The 17439-nt window shown below is 62.3% G+C and carries 15 protein-coding genes; 11 read left to right on the top strand and 4 right to left on the bottom strand.

Annotated features, from left to right (window positions below):
* Positions 1-44: 44 nt before the first annotated feature.
* The gene (locus ACVWYF_RS02095; RefSeq protein WP_457064126.1) at positions 45-1499 is read right to left on the bottom strand and encodes a DNA/RNA non-specific endonuclease; all 1455 of its coding nucleotides are present in this window, start codon (positions 1497-1499) and stop codon (positions 45-47) included.
* A gap of 105 nt (positions 1500-1604) precedes the next feature.
* On the opposite strand from ACVWYF_RS02095, the gene ACVWYF_RS02090 reads away from it, so the two are divergent.
* Entirely contained in the window at positions 1605-2330 is a 726-nt protein-coding gene (locus tag ACVWYF_RS02090; RefSeq protein WP_457064124.1) for a Bax inhibitor-1/YccA family protein, read from the top strand.
* Positions 2331-2685: 355 nt separating this feature from the next.
* On the opposite strand, the gene ACVWYF_RS02085 is transcribed toward ACVWYF_RS02090, so the two are convergent.
* Complete coding sequence (locus ACVWYF_RS02085; RefSeq protein WP_457064122.1) at positions 2686-3561, bottom strand: alpha/beta hydrolase; 876 nt, start codon at positions 3559-3561, stop codon at positions 2686-2688.
* 190 nt (positions 3562-3751) lie between these two features.
* Between ACVWYF_RS02085 and ACVWYF_RS02080 the strand changes: the two genes are divergently transcribed.
* Positions 3752-6322 carry an alpha-amylase family glycosyl hydrolase gene (locus ACVWYF_RS02080; RefSeq protein WP_457064120.1) on the top strand — a complete coding sequence of 857 codons (2571 nt, stop codon included), beginning with the start codon at positions 3752-3754 and terminating at the stop codon, positions 6320-6322.
* A 191-nt stretch (positions 6323-6513) separates the two neighbouring features.
* Here ACVWYF_RS02080 and aspA read toward each other — a convergent pair whose 3' ends face one another.
* A complete protein-coding gene (gene aspA, locus ACVWYF_RS02075; protein ID WP_457064118.1) occupies positions 6514-7920 on the bottom strand; it encodes an aspartate ammonia-lyase in 1407 nt (468 codons plus the stop codon).
* 236 nt (positions 7921-8156) lie between these two features.
* On the opposite strand from aspA, the gene ACVWYF_RS02070 reads away from it, so the two are divergent.
* The 3 genes from ACVWYF_RS02070 (at position 8157) to ACVWYF_RS02060 (ending at position 11184) form a co-directional block, all read left to right on the top strand.
* Entirely contained in the window at positions 8157-9923 is a 1767-nt protein-coding gene (locus ACVWYF_RS02070; protein ID WP_457064116.1) for a DUF885 domain-containing protein, read from the top strand.
* A 107-nt stretch (positions 9924-10030) separates the two neighbouring features.
* On the top strand, positions 10031-10390 hold the full coding sequence (locus ACVWYF_RS02065; RefSeq protein ID WP_457064114.1) for a thioredoxin family protein: 360 nt from the start codon (positions 10031-10033) through the stop codon (positions 10388-10390).
* Positions 10391-10419: 29 nt separating this feature from the next.
* Positions 10420-11184: a YdcF family protein gene (locus ACVWYF_RS02060; RefSeq protein ID WP_457064112.1), complete on the top strand. Its 765-nt coding sequence runs from the start codon at positions 10420-10422 to the stop codon at positions 11182-11184.
* A gap of 140 nt (positions 11185-11324) precedes the next feature.
* On the opposite strand, the gene ACVWYF_RS02055 is transcribed toward ACVWYF_RS02060, so the two are convergent.
* Entirely contained in the window at positions 11325-12719 is a 1395-nt protein-coding gene (locus ACVWYF_RS02055) for an NAD-dependent succinate-semialdehyde dehydrogenase (protein ID WP_457064110.1), read from the bottom strand.
* Positions 12720-12993: 274 nt separating this feature from the next.
* On the opposite strand from ACVWYF_RS02055, the gene ACVWYF_RS02050 reads away from it, so the two are divergent.
* The 6 genes from ACVWYF_RS02050 (at position 12994) to ACVWYF_RS02025 (ending at position 17358) form a co-directional block, all read left to right on the top strand.
* The gene (locus ACVWYF_RS02050) at positions 12994-13554 is read left to right on the top strand and encodes an RNA polymerase sigma factor (RefSeq protein ID WP_457064108.1); all 561 of its coding nucleotides are present in this window, start codon (positions 12994-12996) and stop codon (positions 13552-13554) included.
* Between the two features lie 7 nt (positions 13555-13561).
* Positions 13562-14473, top strand: a complete 912-nt coding sequence (locus ACVWYF_RS02045) for an anti-sigma factor (RefSeq protein ID WP_457064106.1) — start codon at positions 13562-13564, stop codon at positions 14471-14473.
* A 133-nt stretch (positions 14474-14606) separates the two neighbouring features.
* Positions 14607-15146 carry a heme NO-binding domain-containing protein gene (locus ACVWYF_RS02040; protein ID WP_457064104.1) on the top strand — a complete coding sequence of 180 codons (540 nt, stop codon included), beginning with the start codon at positions 14607-14609 and terminating at the stop codon, positions 15144-15146.
* Between the two features lie 43 nt (positions 15147-15189).
* Positions 15190-15726 (top strand): rhodanese-like domain-containing protein, encoded by a 537-nt coding sequence (locus ACVWYF_RS02035; protein WP_457064102.1) that lies wholly within the window; start codon positions 15190-15192, stop codon positions 15724-15726.
* 25 nt (positions 15727-15751) lie between these two features.
* Entirely contained in the window at positions 15752-16369 is a 618-nt protein-coding gene (locus tag ACVWYF_RS02030) for a TIGR04282 family arsenosugar biosynthesis glycosyltransferase (protein WP_457064100.1), read from the top strand.
* A 137-nt stretch (positions 16370-16506) separates the two neighbouring features.
* Positions 16507-17358 carry a hypothetical protein gene (locus ACVWYF_RS02025; RefSeq protein WP_457064098.1) on the top strand — a complete coding sequence of 284 codons (852 nt, stop codon included), beginning with the start codon at positions 16507-16509 and terminating at the stop codon, positions 17356-17358.
* Positions 17359-17439 lie beyond the last annotated feature (81 nt).

Here is a 17439-nt window from a genome sequence, read left to right as displayed (position 1 = left end):
GTCGTTCTATGTGCGGACTCGCGGACTAAAAGTCCGCGTTACGGCTACTCGGCCCGGCCGGTGTCGACCAGCTTTTGCAGGCGGGCTTGGGCGTCGCGCGGCAGGGCGCTGAGGATGTCGAGGCCGGTAGCGGCTTCGATTTTATCGACCGAGGTGAGGTACTGTCGCCAGTCGGGGCTTACGGTGTTGTTGTCATTGGGCGTGTCGATGGCCAGGATGCGGACGGTGGGGTCGGTGGCGATGCGCTGGAGGTCGTTGGTGCCGTCGGGCAGGATGACCATGATTTTCCAGATGCGGGCCGGCACCGTGACGCGGCCCTGGTCGAGTGTTTGGACGAAGCCGTTGCTGCCGGTGCCGCCGCGCCCGTAGCTGCCCATGATGACATAGATTTCCTGGCCGCGCTGGATTTGGGAGCGGCCGTACTCTTCGAGGTGGGCCCAGGTTTGCTGGTTGTTGTGCGGGGCCTGGGGCACCATGTTGGTCATCAGGAAGGTGTTGGAGTTGGCGTCGAGGTCGGCGGTGCGGTCGCCGCTGGGGCAGTTGTGGCCTTTGTCGAAGCCGGAGCGGGCATAGCTGGCGGGCGTCACTTGGTAGAAGGGACGGGGCAGGGCGGCATCGGGCCGGAAGTTGTTCTGGCGGGGGGCTTGGCCGAGGTCGGCCTTGTCGATGTGCCAACTCACCCAGGTGGGAATGCCGCGCAGGGCGTTGTAGCCGATGGTGAATTCGGGGTGGACGAGCAGGTAGTTGGCCGCGTTGTTGGGGTCGGAAGTCGCGCCGCTGGGGTTGCCCAGGGCCAGGTTGGCATCGTTGGGGTCCTGCGCGGTGCCCGTGCCGGTGCCGGCCGGGTACTGCGGGGTGGCCGGGGCTTGCGGGTTGTTACGATTCTCAAAATAGCCGCCAGTGGCCCCGGCCCCCGTGGCTACGGCGGGGCCGGCGGCAGTTTCGAGCACGATGTCGTCAATATCAAGCCGGTTTTTGGGTCCGCTGGTTTTGCGGATTTCCAGGCGCAGCGGCTCGTTGGCCACGCCGGCGAAAACGTGGGGCGTAAGCGTGGGGCCGGTGGTGACCACCGGCGCGCCGGTGCGGGCGTAGGTGCGGCCGCCGTCGCGGCTCAGCCACAACTCCCAGGTGCTAGGGCCGTCCTGGCCGTAGGCGGCGGCCGAGATGGTGATGCGCCGCACCCCGGCCTTGGCATCGAAGCGCATGGAAACGCGGCCCAGGTTGCGCAGGCGGGCGGCCCGCTCGCCGGATTTGTGGTCCTGGGGGCTGCTGCCGATGAGGGCATCCTGGAAGTGCCACGCACCGGTGGCCAGCGGCTCGTCGGCCTCCTCATACGCGCCTTTGCTGCCAGCCTCGAAGGTTTCGGGGAACGGGGCCGGGGCGGGCTGCTGGGCGGTGCGGGTTTGCGGAGCGTGGGTGGCGGTGGCCGTTTCGGTGGGCTGCTGCCCGCAGGCCAGGAGGCCAAACGCGGCGAGGGTGAGGTAAGCGGAAGCGTGCATGAGGCGAAGATATGCGCCGGCCCGGCCCCGGCTGGCCCAGTGAAAAACCATTGCGTAGCTTCGCCTCACTCATTCATCTTTCCAACCTTTCGCTTACCTGTTTTTATGGAAGACAATCAATTCACGCCGCAGCCCCGGCAGATTCAACTCTCGGCCGAAGAAGCCGCCGAAATTCAGGCTCGGTTCTTTGCGCAGGTGTACGGCTGGATGGCCGCCGGCCTGGGCCTGACGGGCGGCATTGCTATGTTCGCCTCCACGTCGCCGGAGCTGATAAACTTTGTTTTTGGCACCCGATTCGTGTTTCTGGGACTGATTATACTGGAGCTGGTGGTGGTGGGCTTTCTCTCGGCCCGCATTTTTGACTGGAGCCTGGGCAAGGTGCAGGCGGCTTTCGTGGGCTACGCCATGCTGAACGGCGTGACGCTGAGCTGCGTGTTTCTGGCCTACACTTCCTCGTCCATCGCCTCCACGTTCTTTGTTACGGCGGGCACGTTTGGCGTGATGAGCCTATTCGGCTACTTCACCAAAACCGATTTATCGGGCTGGGGCAAGCTGTTGAGCATGGCCGTTATCGGGTTGGTTATCGCCCTGCTGGTCAATTTTTTCCTCCGCAACCCCGTAATGGAAATTGTCACTTCCTTCATCGGCGTGCTGATTTTCACGGCCCTCGCGGCCTACGACACCCAGAAGCTGAAGCAGCTGGCGCTGCTGGGCGTGACGGAAGGCGAGGAGACGAGCCATAAGGCTTCCATTCTGGGCGCGCTCACGCTATACCTCGATTTCGTGAACCTATTCCTGTTTCTGCTGCGAATTTTCGGCCGTCGGCGGTAGGTCGTCGCGTCGGTGCGGTTATTCGTACGGAGCCAAAAAGGCCCGCTGGCATTGCCAGCGGGCCTTTTTGCTGTGCGGCGGGGTGGGGCATGAGCGTACTACGTCGGGCCTTAGCCGGGGCCGGGGTTTGGATGAATGGAACTAGGAATTTTCTACGTGAATCTTGGATTGGGAAATCCGTGGCGGCAGTTTGGAAGCTCATGGCGGGGAGGTGGAGCGCCGTGGCGGCAGTTTGGAAGCTCGTGGCGGGGGGTGGAGCGCCGTGGCGGTAGTTTGGAGAGTCGTGGCAGAATTTGGGAGAGGCGTGGCGTAGGTAGGGGAGGTTGGGGCGGGGGGTTGGAAGAATCGGCTGAGATTAGCGCGGCACCGCCACGCCATTTACCTGCAATACCTGGCTCAGAAAAAGTACTTGGTAGGGCAGCGCCGTTTGCCAATATTCCCAGGTGTGGGCGCCGGGGCGCTCGGTGTAGTCGTGCGGGGTGTGGTTGTAGAGCAGGCGGCGGTGTACCTCCCGGTTGATATCGATGAGGCCGTCATCCACGCCGCAATCGATGATGAGCGGCAGATTGTTGCGGTGCATGAGGTCGACCAGACTGATAACGGAATTGGCGGCAAACCGCTCGGGGTTGTCGGCTTCGGAACCGAGGATGGGTGCCCAGAGCTTGGCGCGGGCGGCGGCATCGTTAGGGGAAAGCTTGCGGTTGAAGCTCATCAAATCGAGAGCACCGCTCATACTGCCGGCGGCGCAATACAGGTCGGGGTGGCGGGCCGAGAGGTAGAGCGCGCCGTGCCCGCCCATGCTCAGGCCGGCAATGACGCGGCCCTTGCGGTCGGCCACGGTGCGGTAGGTCTGGTCGATTTTGGAGATGATTTCCTGGGTGAGGTAGGTTTCGAACTGGCTGTCCGGGCTCACGGGGCTGTTGAGATAGAAGCTGAAGGTTTCGCCTTCGGGGTTCACGATAATCAGGTTGTACTGGTCGGCTAATCGGTGGAGGAGCTGCTTGTCGGGCGTCTTGTTCAGCCAGTCGGAAAAGTGGCCATACGCGCCGTGCAACAAGTAAAGTACCGGGTAATTAGCCTTCTTATTCTTCGCGTAAGAAGCCGGCAGCACCACGGCGGCGCGGTAGGTTTTGTGCATGGCCGCGCTGGGGATGGCCAGGGTATCGACGCGGGCGGCGCGGGCCGCAGTGGTGGTGGCCAGCAGGAGAAGGGCCATTAGGAGGGAACGCATGGGTGGAATGGATGAAGGGGAAAAAAAGAACGTCATGCCGAGCGCCGCGGAGGCAGCTCGCGTGCAATAGTAATTCAATCGTTGGCTAAAATGATTACGGCTGCCCGCGAGCTGCCTCCGCGGCGCTCGGCATGACGCGGGCACTCATTAGAAGGCGTACCTTTATTCTTCGTTTTTAGCAATTAGCCTGATGGAATTCCGCTTACTTATCATTGCGCTGCTGGCCGGTTGGGGCAGCGCCCAAGCCAATCAGCTTACCTTTCGGGTTGATATGGGCACCACGGCCGTGCCCGCCGGGGGCGTCCACGTAGCCGGCAATTTTCAGGCTGCCGCCGGCTTTCCGGCCGACTGGAACCCCGCCACCACGGCCCTGGCTGACCCCGACGGCGACCACGTCTGGGAAGCTACCGTGAACGTGCCGGCCGGCACCTACCTCTATAAATTCGTGAACGGCAACGCCTGGGGCCGCGACGAGCTGGTGCCCACCACCTGCGGCATCAGCGACGCGAGCGGCAACGTGAACCGGCAAGTGGTGGTGGGCGGCTCGGCCGTGCGCCTGCCCATCGTGGCCTTCGCCGACTGCGCCCCGCAGCTACGCTTTGCCGTGGACATGACCGGCCAGACCGTGGCCCGCACCGGCGTGCATGTGGTGGGCAATTTTCAGGCCCTGGCCGGCTACGGTGCCACGAACGACGCCACCGCCCTGCCCCTGACCGACGACAACAGCGACGGCATCTACGAAGTGACGATTGCGCTGCCGGCCCCCGGCATGTTCCAGTACCGCTTTGTGAACGGCAACACCCTGGCCGGGGCCGAAACCGTGCCCGCCGCCTGCGGCACCGCTGATGCCAGCGGCACCCTGCTGCGCGTGGTGAACGCCACCGCCGCCGTGAACACCACGGCCAGCTACTGCTTCGGCACCTGCACGGCCTGCAACGGGACCCCGCTCACCAATTACCCAACCTATTGGTGGAATGACGCGGTGTTCTACGAAGTATTCGTGCGCAGCTTCTACGACAGCAACGGCGACGGCAAGGGCGACTTTGTGGGCCTGACCCAGAAGCTGGACTACCTCAACGACGGCAACCCCGCCACCACCACCGACCTGGGCGTAACCGGCCTCTGGCTGATGCCTATTATGGACTCGCCCAGCTACCACGGCTACGACATCAACGACTACAAAGCCGTGGAGCCGGACTATGGCACGATGGCCCAGTTCGATGCTTTCCTGGCCGCCGCCCACCAACGCGGCATCAAGGTGATTCTGGACATGGTGCTGAACCACTCCTCCAGCCAGCATTCGTGGTTCACGCAGTCGGCGGCCAGCACCACCAGCCCGTACCGTAACTGGTATCTGTGGTCGCCCACCGATTTAGGCTACGGGCCGTTTGGCGGCAGCGGCTGGCACCCGCGCAACGGCCAGTATTTCTACGGCGCTTTCTACGAAGGCATGCCCGATTTGAACTGGCGCAACCCCCAGTTGCGGGCCGCCATGTGGGACGCCGACCGGTTCTGGCTGCGCAAGGGCGTAGACGGCTTCCGTCTCGATGCCGTGCGCTACTTGGTAGAAACCGGCACCACCACGGCCGACACGCCGGAAACCCTCGGCATTCTGGAGGAATTTCATGACTCGCTGAAGGCCGTGAACCCGGCCGCGCTGTCCGTGGGCGAGGCCTGGACCAATACCAGCGCCGTGATTCCCTACGTGAGCAACCGCCGCCTGGACCTGTGCTTCGAGTTTGACCTGTCCAGCAGTATTACCGGGGCTGTGAGCCAAGGCAGCCCCACGGCGCTGCGCACCCAGCTCAACCTCGTGACGAGCCTATACCCGCGCCTGCAGTACGCCACCTTCCTTACCAACCATGACCAGAACCGCGTGTTCGACGGCCTGGGCAGCAATGTGGCCCGCATGAAACAGGCGGCGGCGCTCTACCTCACCATGCCCGGCGTGCCGTTCATTTACTACGGCGAGGAAGTGGGCATGGCCGGCACCGGCCCCGACGAAGACAAGCGCAAGCCCATGCAGTGGACGGCCGGCACGCAGTCGGGCTTTACCACCGGCACGCCCTGGCGCACCATCAACGCCAACTTCGGCACCTACAACGTCGCCACCGAGCAGGCCGACCAGAACTCGCTGCTCAGCCACTACAAGAAGCTCATCGGCCTGCGCACCGCCAACGAAACCCTGCGCAAGGGCTACTACCTGCCCGCCACCTCGTCGGCCGCTTCGGTACTGGCCTACGCCCGCGTTTTCAACCAGGAAGCCACCCTGATTGCCGCCAATCTGGGCAGCACACCGGTTAGCGGCTCCACGCTTTCGCTCAGCATGTCGACGCTGGCCGCCGGCACCTATCAGGTGACGGAGCTGTACAGCGGCCAGGCCGCCGGCACCGTCACGGTGAACGCGCAGGGCGGTTTCAGCAGCTTCGCCACGACGCTGCCGGCCCTGGCCGCCAACCAAACCTGGGTGCTAAAACTGCGCTCCACCACGGCCACCGGCACAGCCAGCGCCTGGCCTGCCTTCGCCGTGGCCCTCTACCCGAACCCCACGGCCGGCGCGGTGCGCCTGGCGCTGGCCGCCGCCCCGGCCGCCCAAAGCGAGCTGCAGGTATTCGACCTCACCGGCCGCCTGCTGCAAACCCGCAGCTTCAGCGGCAGCAGTTACGCGCTGGAAACGGCCGGCTGGGCTGGTGGCACTTACTTCGTACGGGTACAGTCGGGCACGGCCGTGGCTATGCAGCGGCTGGTGGTGGAGCGGTAAAGCCGAGGGCCTGAACTAGGCCAAGCCAGCCAAAAAAGAACGTCATGCTGAGCGAAGTCGAAGCATCTCGCGTGTGGTAGTAAATCAATCGTCAGACGAAAGAATTACCATGGCACGCGAGATGCTTCGACTTCGCTCAGCATGACGTTCTTTTTTATTGACGTTCAGTGCCGAGACGCAATCATACGTCTCTACTTCATAAACACCGGCCGAATCAGATTCTCGAACGTGAAAATCTCGTCCCATTTTTCCTGCGTGAGCAGACCGCGCTCCGTCACGGCAATGTCGTGGACGGACTTGCCGGTTTTCAGCGCCTCCTTGGCAATCTCGGCTGAGGCTTCGTAGCCGATAACTGGGTTGAGTTGGGTCACGATGCCGATGCTGTTGCGCACGAGGCTTTCGGCGTGTTCCTTGTTGGCCGTGATGCCGATGACGCACTTGTCGCGCAGGGTGCGGCAGGCATTGGTCATGTAGGAAATGGAGGTGAACAGCGCGAAGCTGATGACCGGCTCCATCACGTTCAATTGCAGCTGACCGGCCTCAGCGGCCATGGTCACCGTGAGGTCGGCCCCGATGACGTAGAACGCGGTTTGGTTCACCACTTCGGGCACCACGGGGTTTACCTTGCCGGGCATGATGCTGGAGCCGGGCTGCAAAGCCGGGAGGTTGATTTCGTTGAAACCAGTGCGCGGGCCGGAGGAGAGTAGGCGTAAATCGTTGCAGATTTTGGAGAGCTTCACGGCCGTGCGCTTCAGCACGCCGGAGAGTTGCACGTAGGCGCCCGTGTCGTAGGTGGCTTCGAACAGGTCGCCGGCCAGGCTCAGGTTGAGGCCGGTGATGGTGCGCAGGTGCTCGGTCACCAGCTCGGGGTAGCCGGTGGGGGCGTTGATGCGTGAGCCGATGGCAGTGGCCCCCATGTTGATTTCGTCAATCAGCCGGCGCGAGTCGTCGATGCGCAGCAGCTCCTCGCGCAGGTTGGTGGCGAAGGCGCGAAACTCGTCGCCCATGCTCATCGGCACGGCGTCCTGGAGCTGGGTGCGGCCCATTTTGAGGATGTCGCGGAATTCTTCGCCCTTTTGGGCAAAGGCATCGGCCAGCGCGCCCAGGGTTTCGCGGTAGCCCACCAGCTTGTTGTTGAGGGCGATGCGGAAGGCGGTGGGGTAGGCGTCGTTGGTGCTTTGTGAGCAGTTGACGTGGTTGTTGGGGTGGCAATATTGGTAGTCGCCCTTGGCGTGGCCCATGATTTCCAACGCGACATTCGCAATGACTTCGTTGGCGTTCATGTTCACCGACGTGCCCGCGCCGCCCTGAATCATGTCGGTGAGAAACTGGTTGTCGAACTCGCCGGCAGCCACGCGGTCGCAGGCGGCGGCAATGGCATCGGCGATGTTGGCGGGCAGCACGCCGAGCTCCTTATTGGCCAGGGCCGCGCCCTTTTTCACGTAGGCCAGGGCCTGCACGAAGAGTGGCTCGTTCCGGATGGGAATGCCGGTGATGTCAAAGTTCTCCATGCCGCGCAGGGTCTGGATGCCGTAGTAGGCGGTATCGGGCAGGCTGCGTTCGCCGAGGAAATCGTGTTCGATGCGGGAAGTGGACATGGGGGATTTTTGGGTGGGATAGTGGAGCTGGTACGGAATGGCCGGATGGCGGCACAAACCTACGGCGGCGCATTGCAACGTGGCCGGTTTTTGCGTGTGTGTGGGTTTATCGTCTGTCATGCAGAGCGCAGCGAAGCATCTTTACCGCTTCGTTGCAATGGTATTAATTACTATTGAGGTAAAGATGCTTCGCTGCGCTCTGCATGACGGGCTTTTTCAACCGCCAAAATCCACCCATGAAACTCCGCTACCTGCCCCTGCTGGCCCTGGCCCTCGCCAGCTGCTCCCAGGCCGATAAAACCGCTACCGCTACCGGCCCCGATGCCCGCTTTGATGCCTTCAAAAGCCAGTTCATTGAAGCCCTGTGGAAGCAAAGCCCCGATTTCGCCACCGGAGTCGGCTACCATAAATACGACTCGCTGCTGTTGATTCCCAATGCTGCCCAACGGCAGGCTGACGATGCTTTCGCCCAAAACAACCTGACCCGTCTGGGCAAATTTACCCTCGACAGCCTCTCGCCCAACAACCAGATTGACCTGCGCCTGCTCCGCAACGAGTTACGCGCCGAGCGCTGGTATGCCGACACGCTCAAATCCTGGCAATGGAACCCGGCCAGCTACAACCTCGGTGCTGCGGTGGGCGAACTGCTCAACGGCCGCCATTTCCCGCTCGACCGCCGTCTGCGCAACATATCCGAGAAAATCAGCCACGCGGCCGAGTTCTACGCCGCCGCCCGGGCCAACATCAGCAACCCGACAAAGGAGCACACCGCGCTGGGCATCAAGCAAAATGCGGGTGGCCTGGAAGTGTTCGGCTCTGCGCTGGCTGATTCAGTGCGAAAATCAGGCCTGACCGAGGCCGAGAAAAAGACGCTCACCGACCGCGTGGCCGCCGCCCGTACCGCCGTGCAGGGCTATATGGCTTTCCTCAAAAACGACGTGCTGACCAAGGGCCAGTTCCGCTCATTCCGCATCGGCAAGGAGCTGTTCGACCAGAAATTTGCCTACGATATTCAGTCGCGCTTCACGGCCGCCGAAATCTACCAGCAGGCCCTCAAGCACAAGGCCGAGCTGCTGCACGACATGGGCCACCGCGCCGCCCGGCTCTTTCCCAAGTACCTCCCGGGCCAGAAAGCGCCCGCCGATACGCTGGCCCTCATCACGGCCGTCATCAACCAGCTGACGCTGAAGCATGCCCCGCGCGACGGCTTTGTGGACGCCGTGAAGCGCCAAATTCCTACGCTCGTGGCGTTTGTGAATGAGCATAAATTACTGACCCAGGACCCCAGCAAGCCGCTGGTAGTGCGCGAAACCCCGCTCTACATGCGCGGCAGTGGGGCAGGAGCCAGCGTATCGGCCCCCGGCCCCTACGACAAGGGTGCCAATACCTACTACAACGTGGAGCCCCTGCCCGCCGAGTGGACCCCCGCCCAGGCCGAAAGCTACCTGCGCGAATACAACGACTACACCCTCCAGATTCTCAATATCCACGAGGCCATTCCGGGCCACTACACGCAGCTCGTGTATGCCAACCGCTCGCCCTCGCTGGTGAAAAGCATTTTCGGCAATGGCGCGATGGTGGAAGGCTGGGCCGTGTATTCGGAGCGCATGATGCTGGAAAGCGGCTACGGCAACAACTCCGACGAAATGTGGCTGATGTGGGACAAATGGAACATGCGCTCGACCCTGAATGCCGTCATCGACCACGCCATTCAGGCCGATAACATGAGCGAAGCCGACGTGGTGGCCCTGCTGCGCCGCGAGGGATTCCAGGAAGAAGCCGAGGCCCGGGGCAAGTGGCTGCGCGCCACCCTCAGCCAGGTACAACTCAGCAGCTACTTCACCGGCTACTCCGAGATTTATGCCCTGCGCGAAGAGCTGAAGCAGCAGGAAGGTAAAGGCTTCGACCTGAAAGCATTCAATGAAAAATTCCTCAGCTACGGCAGCGCCCCGGTGAAATATATTCGGGAGCTGATGCTACGGCCAAACCAAGCCGGCCGGTAGATTAGCGGGAACGGCCCGAAAGCGGGAATCTTTTCGCTTTCGGGCATGTCTGGGCCGCATGCTGGCTTGTGCGGCCCCCTTTTTTTCCTGCAAATACGGTTTATTCAATGTCCGATTTATTACTTCCTAATCCGGTACTCGACACCAACGATGAAGGCCTGCGCCATTGCATCTACGAGCACCAAAAAGTCTTTGCCAAATTCACGGCCGAAGACTGCGCCATTTGCAAGCTGTTGGGTCCGGGCTTCGCCAAATTTTCGGAGAACGAAGAATACCAGGACATTCAATTTGTGCGCCTTTCGTCGGAAGAAAATCCCGTGGCCAAGCAGCTGATGGATGAGCGCGCCACGCCGTTCTTCGTGAGCTACTGCCAGGGCCGGCTTCTGGAGTGCGACTCGCTCACAACCGATGCCGCCGTGCAGGCTCAGCTTGACCGCCTGCGCGCCTTCGTGCCCGACAACGGGTAGACCGTCCCGGGTGGGCGCTACCTTTGAGCGTGTTTTTTCTGCTCTCGAAGGTTCTCGACTTTGTGCTGCTGCCCACCGTGTGGCTGGTAGCTTTACTGCTGGCGGCGCTGCTGGCCCGGCCGCCGCGTCAGCGGCGCTGGTTGCTGGCGGCGCTGGTGCTCACGCTTTTAAGCACCAATCCATTCTTGGTGAATGAGCTGCTGCTGGCTTGGGAGCCGCCGCCCCTGGCCCTGGCCGCCCTGCCCCGCCACGCCGATGCCGCCGTGCTGCTCACCGGCATCACCAGCGTTGGCAAGTCGCCGCATGACCGGGTGTACCTCGGCCCCGGAGCCGACCGCGTCACGAGTGCGCTATGGCTGTACCGGGCGGGCCGGGTGCGGCGCATCATCATCTCCGGCGGCTCGGGCACGGTGCAGGCGGTGGCCCACACTGAGGCCAGCGACCTGGCCACGCTGCTGCGTCTGGCCAGCGTGCCCAACTCGGCCATTCTGCTGGAAGACCAGAGCCGCAACACCCGTGAAAACGCACTTTTCACCCGGAAGCTAGTGGCCGCCCGGCCCGAGCTGGACACGCTCATCCTCGTCACGTCGGCCTTTCATCAGCGGCGAGCCATGGGCTGCTTCGCCAAGGTTGGCCTGCATCCCATCGGCTTCCCGGCCGGCTACCGCAGCGCCGACCATCGCCTCTCGCCCGACGCCCTGCTGGTGCCCAACCCCGACGCAATGGCCAATTTCAGTCTGCTGATGCACGAAGTGACCGGCTGGCTGACATACAAGGCGTTGGGGTATTTGTAGAGCGCGGGGATAGAGGAACGAAAATAAAAGGAATGTCATGCAGAGCGTAGCGAAGCATCTTTACCGCAATAGTAAATGAATTACGTTGCGTGGTAAAGATGCTTCGCTGCGCTCTGCATGACGGCCAAAAGGCTGCCTTTCTACTCCGTTTTCGCCACCGGCGCTACCTCCTTGCCAATCCAAATCGACTTCTGGTTGACGAACTCGCGGATGCCCAGATAAGAAAGCTCGCGGCCGTAGCCCGATTTCTTCACGCCGCCAAACGGCAGCTCGGACATGGATTTCACCAAACCGTTCACGAACACGGCCCCGCTTTCAATCTGGCGGGCCATTGCCTCGCCTTTTTTCGGGTCCGAAGTCCATACGGCCGCGCCCAGGCCGAAGCGTGAGTCGTTGGCGAGGCGCACGGCATCGGCAGCGTTTTTGGCTTCGAGCACCAGCGCCACCGGGCCGAATAATTCTTCGGCGTAAGCACGCTGGCCGGGCTTGATGTTCGACAGAATCATGGGGCGGAAAAGGGCGGTGCCGGGCTTGGCCTGCCCGCCGAACAGCTCCACTTTCGCGCCCTGGGCCACGGAGTCGTTCACCTGTTCGCTAAGCTCGTCGGCCAGGTCGGGGCGGGCCAGGGGACCATATTGGGTGGCCGGGTCGAGCGGGTCGCCGGGGCGCAGGGCCAGCAGGTGGGTTTTGAGATGGCTGATGAACTCCTTCAACACCGGCTTTTCTATGATGAAGCGCTTGGCGGCAATGCAACTCTGGCCGCTGTTTATCATGCGGCTTTGGGCGGCAGTTTTGGCGGCCAGGGCCACGTCGGCATCGGCCAGCACGATGAACGGGTCGGAGCCGCCCAGCTCCAGCACGGTTTTTTTGATGTGCTGCCCGGCGGCGGCGGCCACGGCCGCGCCCGCGCCCTCGCTGCCCGTGAGCGTCACGGCTCGTAGCCGGTCATCAGCAATGAGCTTCTCCACCAAATCGGACCCGATGAGCAGGGTGCGGAAGCAGGCCGGCGGCAGGCCCGCATCGTGGAAAATCTTCTCCAAGGCTAGGGCGCACTGCGGCACGTTAGAAGCGTGCTTGAGCAGGCCCACGTTGCCAGCCATGAGGGCCGGTGCGGCAAAGCGCACCACCTGCCAGAAGGGAAAATTCCAGGGCATCACGGCCAGCACCACGCCAATGGGCTGGTAGCTGATGAAGCTGCGGCCGGCATCGGTTTTGATAATTTCGTCGCTCAGGAATTCCTCGGCGTGGTCGGCGTAGTAGTCGCAGCAGGTGGCGCACTTCAGGGCTTCGGCGCGGCCGTCGGTGATGGGTTTGCCCATTTCCAGGGCCATGAGGCGGGCCAGCTCGTCCTGGCGCTCGCGCAGCAGGGCGGCGGCGCGGCGCAGCACCCCGGCGCGGTGGGCAAACGTGGTGGCGGGCCAGGTGGCCGCCGCCCGGTACGCCTGGCCCAAAATGCGCTCGGTTTTGGCCCAGCTGAAAGCGGGGAAGCGGCGCAGCACGCAGCCGGTGTAGGGGTTGTAGGACTCGATGGGCATTGCGAAAAAAGAAAATCGAGGGGAAGAAAAATTAAAGGGAAAGCAGGGAGGCGGTCAGCGGCCAAAAACGGCGACTACGTACTGTTGGTAAGTAGCTGGTCAACATCATAGCCCCGGCGGTGGTTGTGGCGGCAGCCAGGCCGCAGGATGTAGTTTCCGACTTCGGTTGCGGCCCGCAAAAGACCGTATACGGGCAATTGCGCGGCATACCGTATTTTCGTGCGCTTCGTAAGGCCTCGCCTTTCCGCTTTATTACTCACTTTCAGTCACTCCCGTGTCCGATAATCCGTTAATTTCCCTCCCACCTGCCGCCGAGGAGGACTTGGTCCGGCGCCTCCAGGCCCGCGACCAAACGGCCATGACGCTGTTCTATGACCGGTATTCGGCCGCGCTCTACGGCGTTATTTTCCGCATTGTGAAGGCCGAGGACGAGGCCGAGGACGTGTTGCAGGAAGCGCTGGTCAAAATCTGGAATGCCTTTGCCAGCTACGACCCCGGCAAGGGCCGCCTATTCACCTGGGTGCTGAACATTTGCCGGAATCTGAGCATCGATAAAATCCGCTCACGACAACACCGCGTAGGTAGCAAAACAACGGGGCTGGACGATAGTCTGACGGCGCAGCGCCAAGCCGCGCCCACGACCTTCCGCCCCGAGCACATTGGCCTGCAGGAAATTACCCAAAAGCTTATTCCCGAGCAACGCCAGATTATCGACATGCTCTACTTCGAGGGCTTCACCCAAAGTGAGGTGGCCGAGGAGCTCAACATCCCCTTGGGGACGGTGAAAACCCGCGCCCGCACCGCCATCAAAGTCCTAAGCAAACTTATTCGCTGAACCAACCGTGGAAAACTTCCAAGACTATATAGAATCGGGCATCCTGGAGCAATATGCTCTCGGCGAGCTCTCGGCCGCTGAGCAGGCGGCCGTGGAAGCTCAGGCCGCCAGCCACCCCGAAATCCAAGCGGAGTTGGAACAGGTTCAGGCAGCATTAAGTTTTTATGCCGAAGCCCACGCCATCACGCCCCCCGCCGCAATGCGCGAGCGGGTACTGAATAACGTACTGGCCCAGATAGCCGGCCCCGCCGCCAACTCCAGCCTCCGCGCCGATGTGGACGCCGTGGCCCAGACAACCAGCCGCCCCGTAGCCAGCGCCCCGCAGACAGTTGCTGCTACTAACGAAGCCGTGATTCGGCCCATGTCTTCCGCGCCCGTGGTAGTGCCGGCCAGCCGTTCGGGCTGGGCCATTGCCGCCTCGGTAGCCTTGCTGCTGAGCCTGGGGGGCAATATGCTGCTGTACTCCAACTGGAAAAGCGCCAGCTCGGAGCTGGTGGCTATGCAAAACGACCAGTCCCGCTTCGCCGCTACCACGCAGGTTGTGGAGCGCAAGCTGGGCGCGCTGCAACAGGAAAACCAGGTGCTGCGCAACGACGAGTTCCGGGCGGTGGCCTTGGCCGGCACCAAAACCGCGCCCTCGGCCCACGCCCGCGTGCTGTTCAATGCCGCCACCCACAAGGTGTACGTGGACGTGCGCAGCCTGCCCGCCCTGCCCGCCGACAAGCAGTACCAGCTCTGGGCCCTCGACAAAGGCAAGCCGATTGATGCCGGCGTGCTCACCGTGGCTACGGCCACCGGCGAAGGCCTTCAGCACATGAAGGATATTGCCAGCGCCCAAACCTTCGCCATGACGGTGGAGCCCGCCGGCGGCAGCGCTGGCCCCACTCTAAGCACGATGACGGTGGTAGGCAATATTTAGCCGGTGCCTACTTTGTGATTCAGCCTGCGAAAACCAGTTGCATTTGGTTTGACCGAAAATAAACATTGCCGTCTGTTGGCCGTTTGGGCTGGCAGGCGGCTTTGTTTTTCACACGAAAATCTTCTGCAAGTTCATGCATGGTACCATTCTGATATTGCTGAAGCGCTATGTGCAAACCCAATACGACCACAGTACCTGGGTCAAGCTGATGGAATTGTCGGGCCTCGATAAAGCAGCGTTCGACCATAAAACCGTGTACCCCGACGCACACATTTATGCCCTCGTGGGCCACGCGGCCGAGATGACCGGCCTCTCGGCGGGCGAGCTGCACGAGAAGTTTGGCGAGTACCTCGTGCCCGACCTCATGTACATGTACCAGCGCCTGCTCAAGCCCGAGTGGAAAACCCTGGATATGCTGGAAAATACCGAGCTCACCATGCACAAGCAGGTGCGGCAGGAGCACACCGAAAACTCGCCGCCCGTGCTCAAAGTCAGCCGCCTCGGCCCCGACGAGCTGATGATTGACTACGTGTCGCCGCGCCGCATGGGTGGGCTGGCGGTGGGCATCGTGCGCGGCGTGGCCGCGTATTACGACGAAGCCGACCGCATCGACGTGATGCCCACCACCAGCGAGGATGGCGAGCGGGTGCGGATTCATGTGCGTCGGCATTAGCTTATCTTGCCCCGATTAATCCGCTTCTGATTTTTTCACCCCCATGCGCTGGCCCCGTTTCGTCCCCATCAGCCTGAGTGCCGCCCTGCTCACGCTGAGCGCGTGTGGCAGCGGAACGGCCGACGAAACCGCTTCCTCCGGTATGGTCTATAAGCAGTTGTTGCGCACCTTGTACCGCAACACCGTGCCCACGGTGCCCGCCGCTGCGCTGGCGGCAGAGCTGGCCGCGCCCGCGCCGCCGCTGCTGCTCGACGTGCGTACGCCGGCCGAATACCGCGTGAGCCACTTGCGCGGGGCGCGGTTCGTAGCCTTCGACTCCATCGCCAGCACGCAGTTTGCTGACCTCGACCGCCGCCAGCCTGTGGTGGTGTATTGCTCCGTGGGCGTGCGGAGCGAGCGGCTGGGAGAGCGCCTGCACGCGTTGGGTTTCCGCAACGTGCGCAACCTGTACGGCGGCCTGTTTGAGTGGGTGAACGAAGGCCACCCCGTGGTCGATGCTGCCGGCCCCACCACCAACGTTCATCCTTATTCCCCGTTCTGGAGCCCCTGGCTGAAGCGGGGGCGAAAAGTCTATGAGTGAAGTTCCCGCAACTGAATCTGCCCAATTGGACAACGACGCCCATCTGCTGGTGTTTGCCCGCGTACCGGCCCTGGGCCGGGTGAAAAGCCGGCTGGCCGCCGGGGTGGGAGAGCCCGCCGCCCTGGCCATCTACCACGAGTTGCTGGCCATTACCAACGCCGCCGTAGTGGCCGCCGGCGTGCCGGCCACTGTCTGGCTGGCCGATGCCGCCGGCATTGAGCCCTCCGCTGCCGAAACCCGCGAATGGGCCGCGCACCGGGCCAAATGCCAGCCCGAAGGCGACCTCGGCGTGCGCATGACGGCGGCCTTTGCAGCGGCCTTTGCCGCCGGAGCGGGCCGCGTAGCCATCATCGGGACGGATTGCCCGGGGCTGCGCGATACGCACCTCAGCCGGGCCTTTGCGCTGCTCGAAACCAACGACCTGGTGCTGGGGCCGGCCACCGATGGCGGCTACTACCTGCTCGGCCTGCGCCAGCCCCGGCCCGAACTGTTTCAGAACAAGCCCTGGAGTACCGACTCGGTCCTGGCCGATACGCTGGCCGATGCGGGGCGGCTGGGCCTGCGGGTGGCCTTTTTGCCTACCTTGCGCGATGTGGACAATGCCGACGACTTAGCCGTATGGCGGGCTGAAAGCGGGAGCTAGAGCTGTTTTGCACGGTTGGCTTTGCCCTTGGTGCTTTCGGGGTCATCCATAGCGTGCGGCTCCTATATTCGCTACTCCAAATCCCGCCCGATATTATGCGTTGCCTGCTGCCAAACCGGTTCATGCCCTTACTGCTTATGGGCCTGCTTATTAGCAGCTGCACTCCCGACCACGACAACCCGGTAAAGGCCCGAACGCCGGTTTCGGCCCAGGCCTTGCAGGCGGTGATGCCTTATTTCGACCAGAACTGGGCCATGCGCAAGCTCTGGGAAGATGGCCTGGCCGAAGTAGCAACCTACGATGCTGAGCGGGTGATTTACAAGAAGAAGCGCACGTTTGACTACACCCAGATTACGGTAAAGGAGGAGTTCAACCAGCAGTTCAACGTGAAAACGGATGACTACAAGCGGGATGACCTGTTTCCGGTGATGAAAATCAACCAACTCTGCAGCATCCAGGCCGACGAGTACCCGTACCATTACCTCACGTCGCTGTTTTTTCGGCGCGACCAGCCCGTGTCGCTGTTCAAAATGTCTTTGTCGTCGCAGGAATGGTGCGGCAACACCTTCAAGTCCATCATCGACGACGGGGTGAATTTCGAAATGTGGTTTCATTCCTACTGGGACGGCCAGGGCGATAACAGCCGCGACCTGCGCCGCGATATTTTCCTCGAAGATGCGCTGCCGTACACCCTCCGGGCCCTGAAGTTCGACCAAAAACCCGCATTTAACCTCGTAGTGCTGGATTTACAGCAGACCAACAAAGCCACGCCGCCGGTCTACTATCAGGCCCGCCTCACCACCGCCGAAGCTCCCGCCGCCGATGCCCCCGAGCCGGCCTGGCGCGTAGCCATGACCCTGGCCCCAGGCAAGGAAAACGTGTACTGGTTCGCCAAAAACTACCCCAACATCCTGCTCCGTCAAACCACCTGGGACGGCCGCACCCTGCGCCTGAAATCGATGCGCCGCTACGCGTACTGGCCCAAGTAGGACATATATTTATTATGTAGAAACGGTCATGCTGGGCACCATCCAAGCATCTCTCCCGCGCAATTAATCAATACCGATTGC

Source organism: Hymenobacter sp. UYAg731 (assembly GCF_054061335.1).
Note: the sequence above shows the minus strand (reverse complement) of the source record. Positions and strands in the feature narration are given on the sequence as shown.

Bases quoted from the DNA above. Each gene is read 5' to 3' on its own strand.
- ACVWYF_RS02095 (WP_457064126.1), bottom strand. From the start codon at position 1,499: ATGCACGCTTCCGCTTACCTCACCCTCGCCGCGTTTGGCCTCCTGGCC.
- ACVWYF_RS02090 (WP_457064124.1), top strand. From the start codon at position 1,605: ATGGAAGACAATCAATTCACGCCGCAGCCCCGGCAGATTCAACTCTCG.
- ACVWYF_RS02085 (WP_457064122.1), bottom strand. From the start codon at position 3,561: ATGCGTTCCCTCCTAATGGCCCTTCTCCTGCTGGCCACCACCACTGCG.
- ACVWYF_RS02080 (WP_457064120.1), top strand. From the start codon at position 3,752: ATGGAATTCCGCTTACTTATCATTGCGCTGCTGGCCGGTTGGGGCAGC.
- aspA (WP_457064118.1), bottom strand. From the start codon at position 7,920: ATGTCCACTTCCCGCATCGAACACGATTTCCTCGGCGAACGCAGCCTG.
- ACVWYF_RS02070 (WP_457064116.1), top strand. From the start codon at position 8,157: ATGAAACTCCGCTACCTGCCCCTGCTGGCCCTGGCCCTCGCCAGCTGC.
- ACVWYF_RS02065 (WP_457064114.1), top strand. From the start codon at position 10,031: ATGTCCGATTTATTACTTCCTAATCCGGTACTCGACACCAACGATGAA.
- ACVWYF_RS02055 (WP_457064110.1), bottom strand. From the start codon at position 12,719: ATGCCCATCGAGTCCTACAACCCCTACACCGGCTGCGTGCTGCGCCGC.
- ACVWYF_RS02040 (WP_457064104.1), top strand. From the start codon at position 14,607: ATGCATGGTACCATTCTGATATTGCTGAAGCGCTATGTGCAAACCCAA.
- ACVWYF_RS02035 (WP_457064102.1), top strand. From the start codon at position 15,190: ATGCGCTGGCCCCGTTTCGTCCCCATCAGCCTGAGTGCCGCCCTGCTC.
- ACVWYF_RS02025 (WP_457064098.1), top strand. From the start codon at position 16,507: ATGGGCCTGCTTATTAGCAGCTGCACTCCCGACCACGACAACCCGGTA.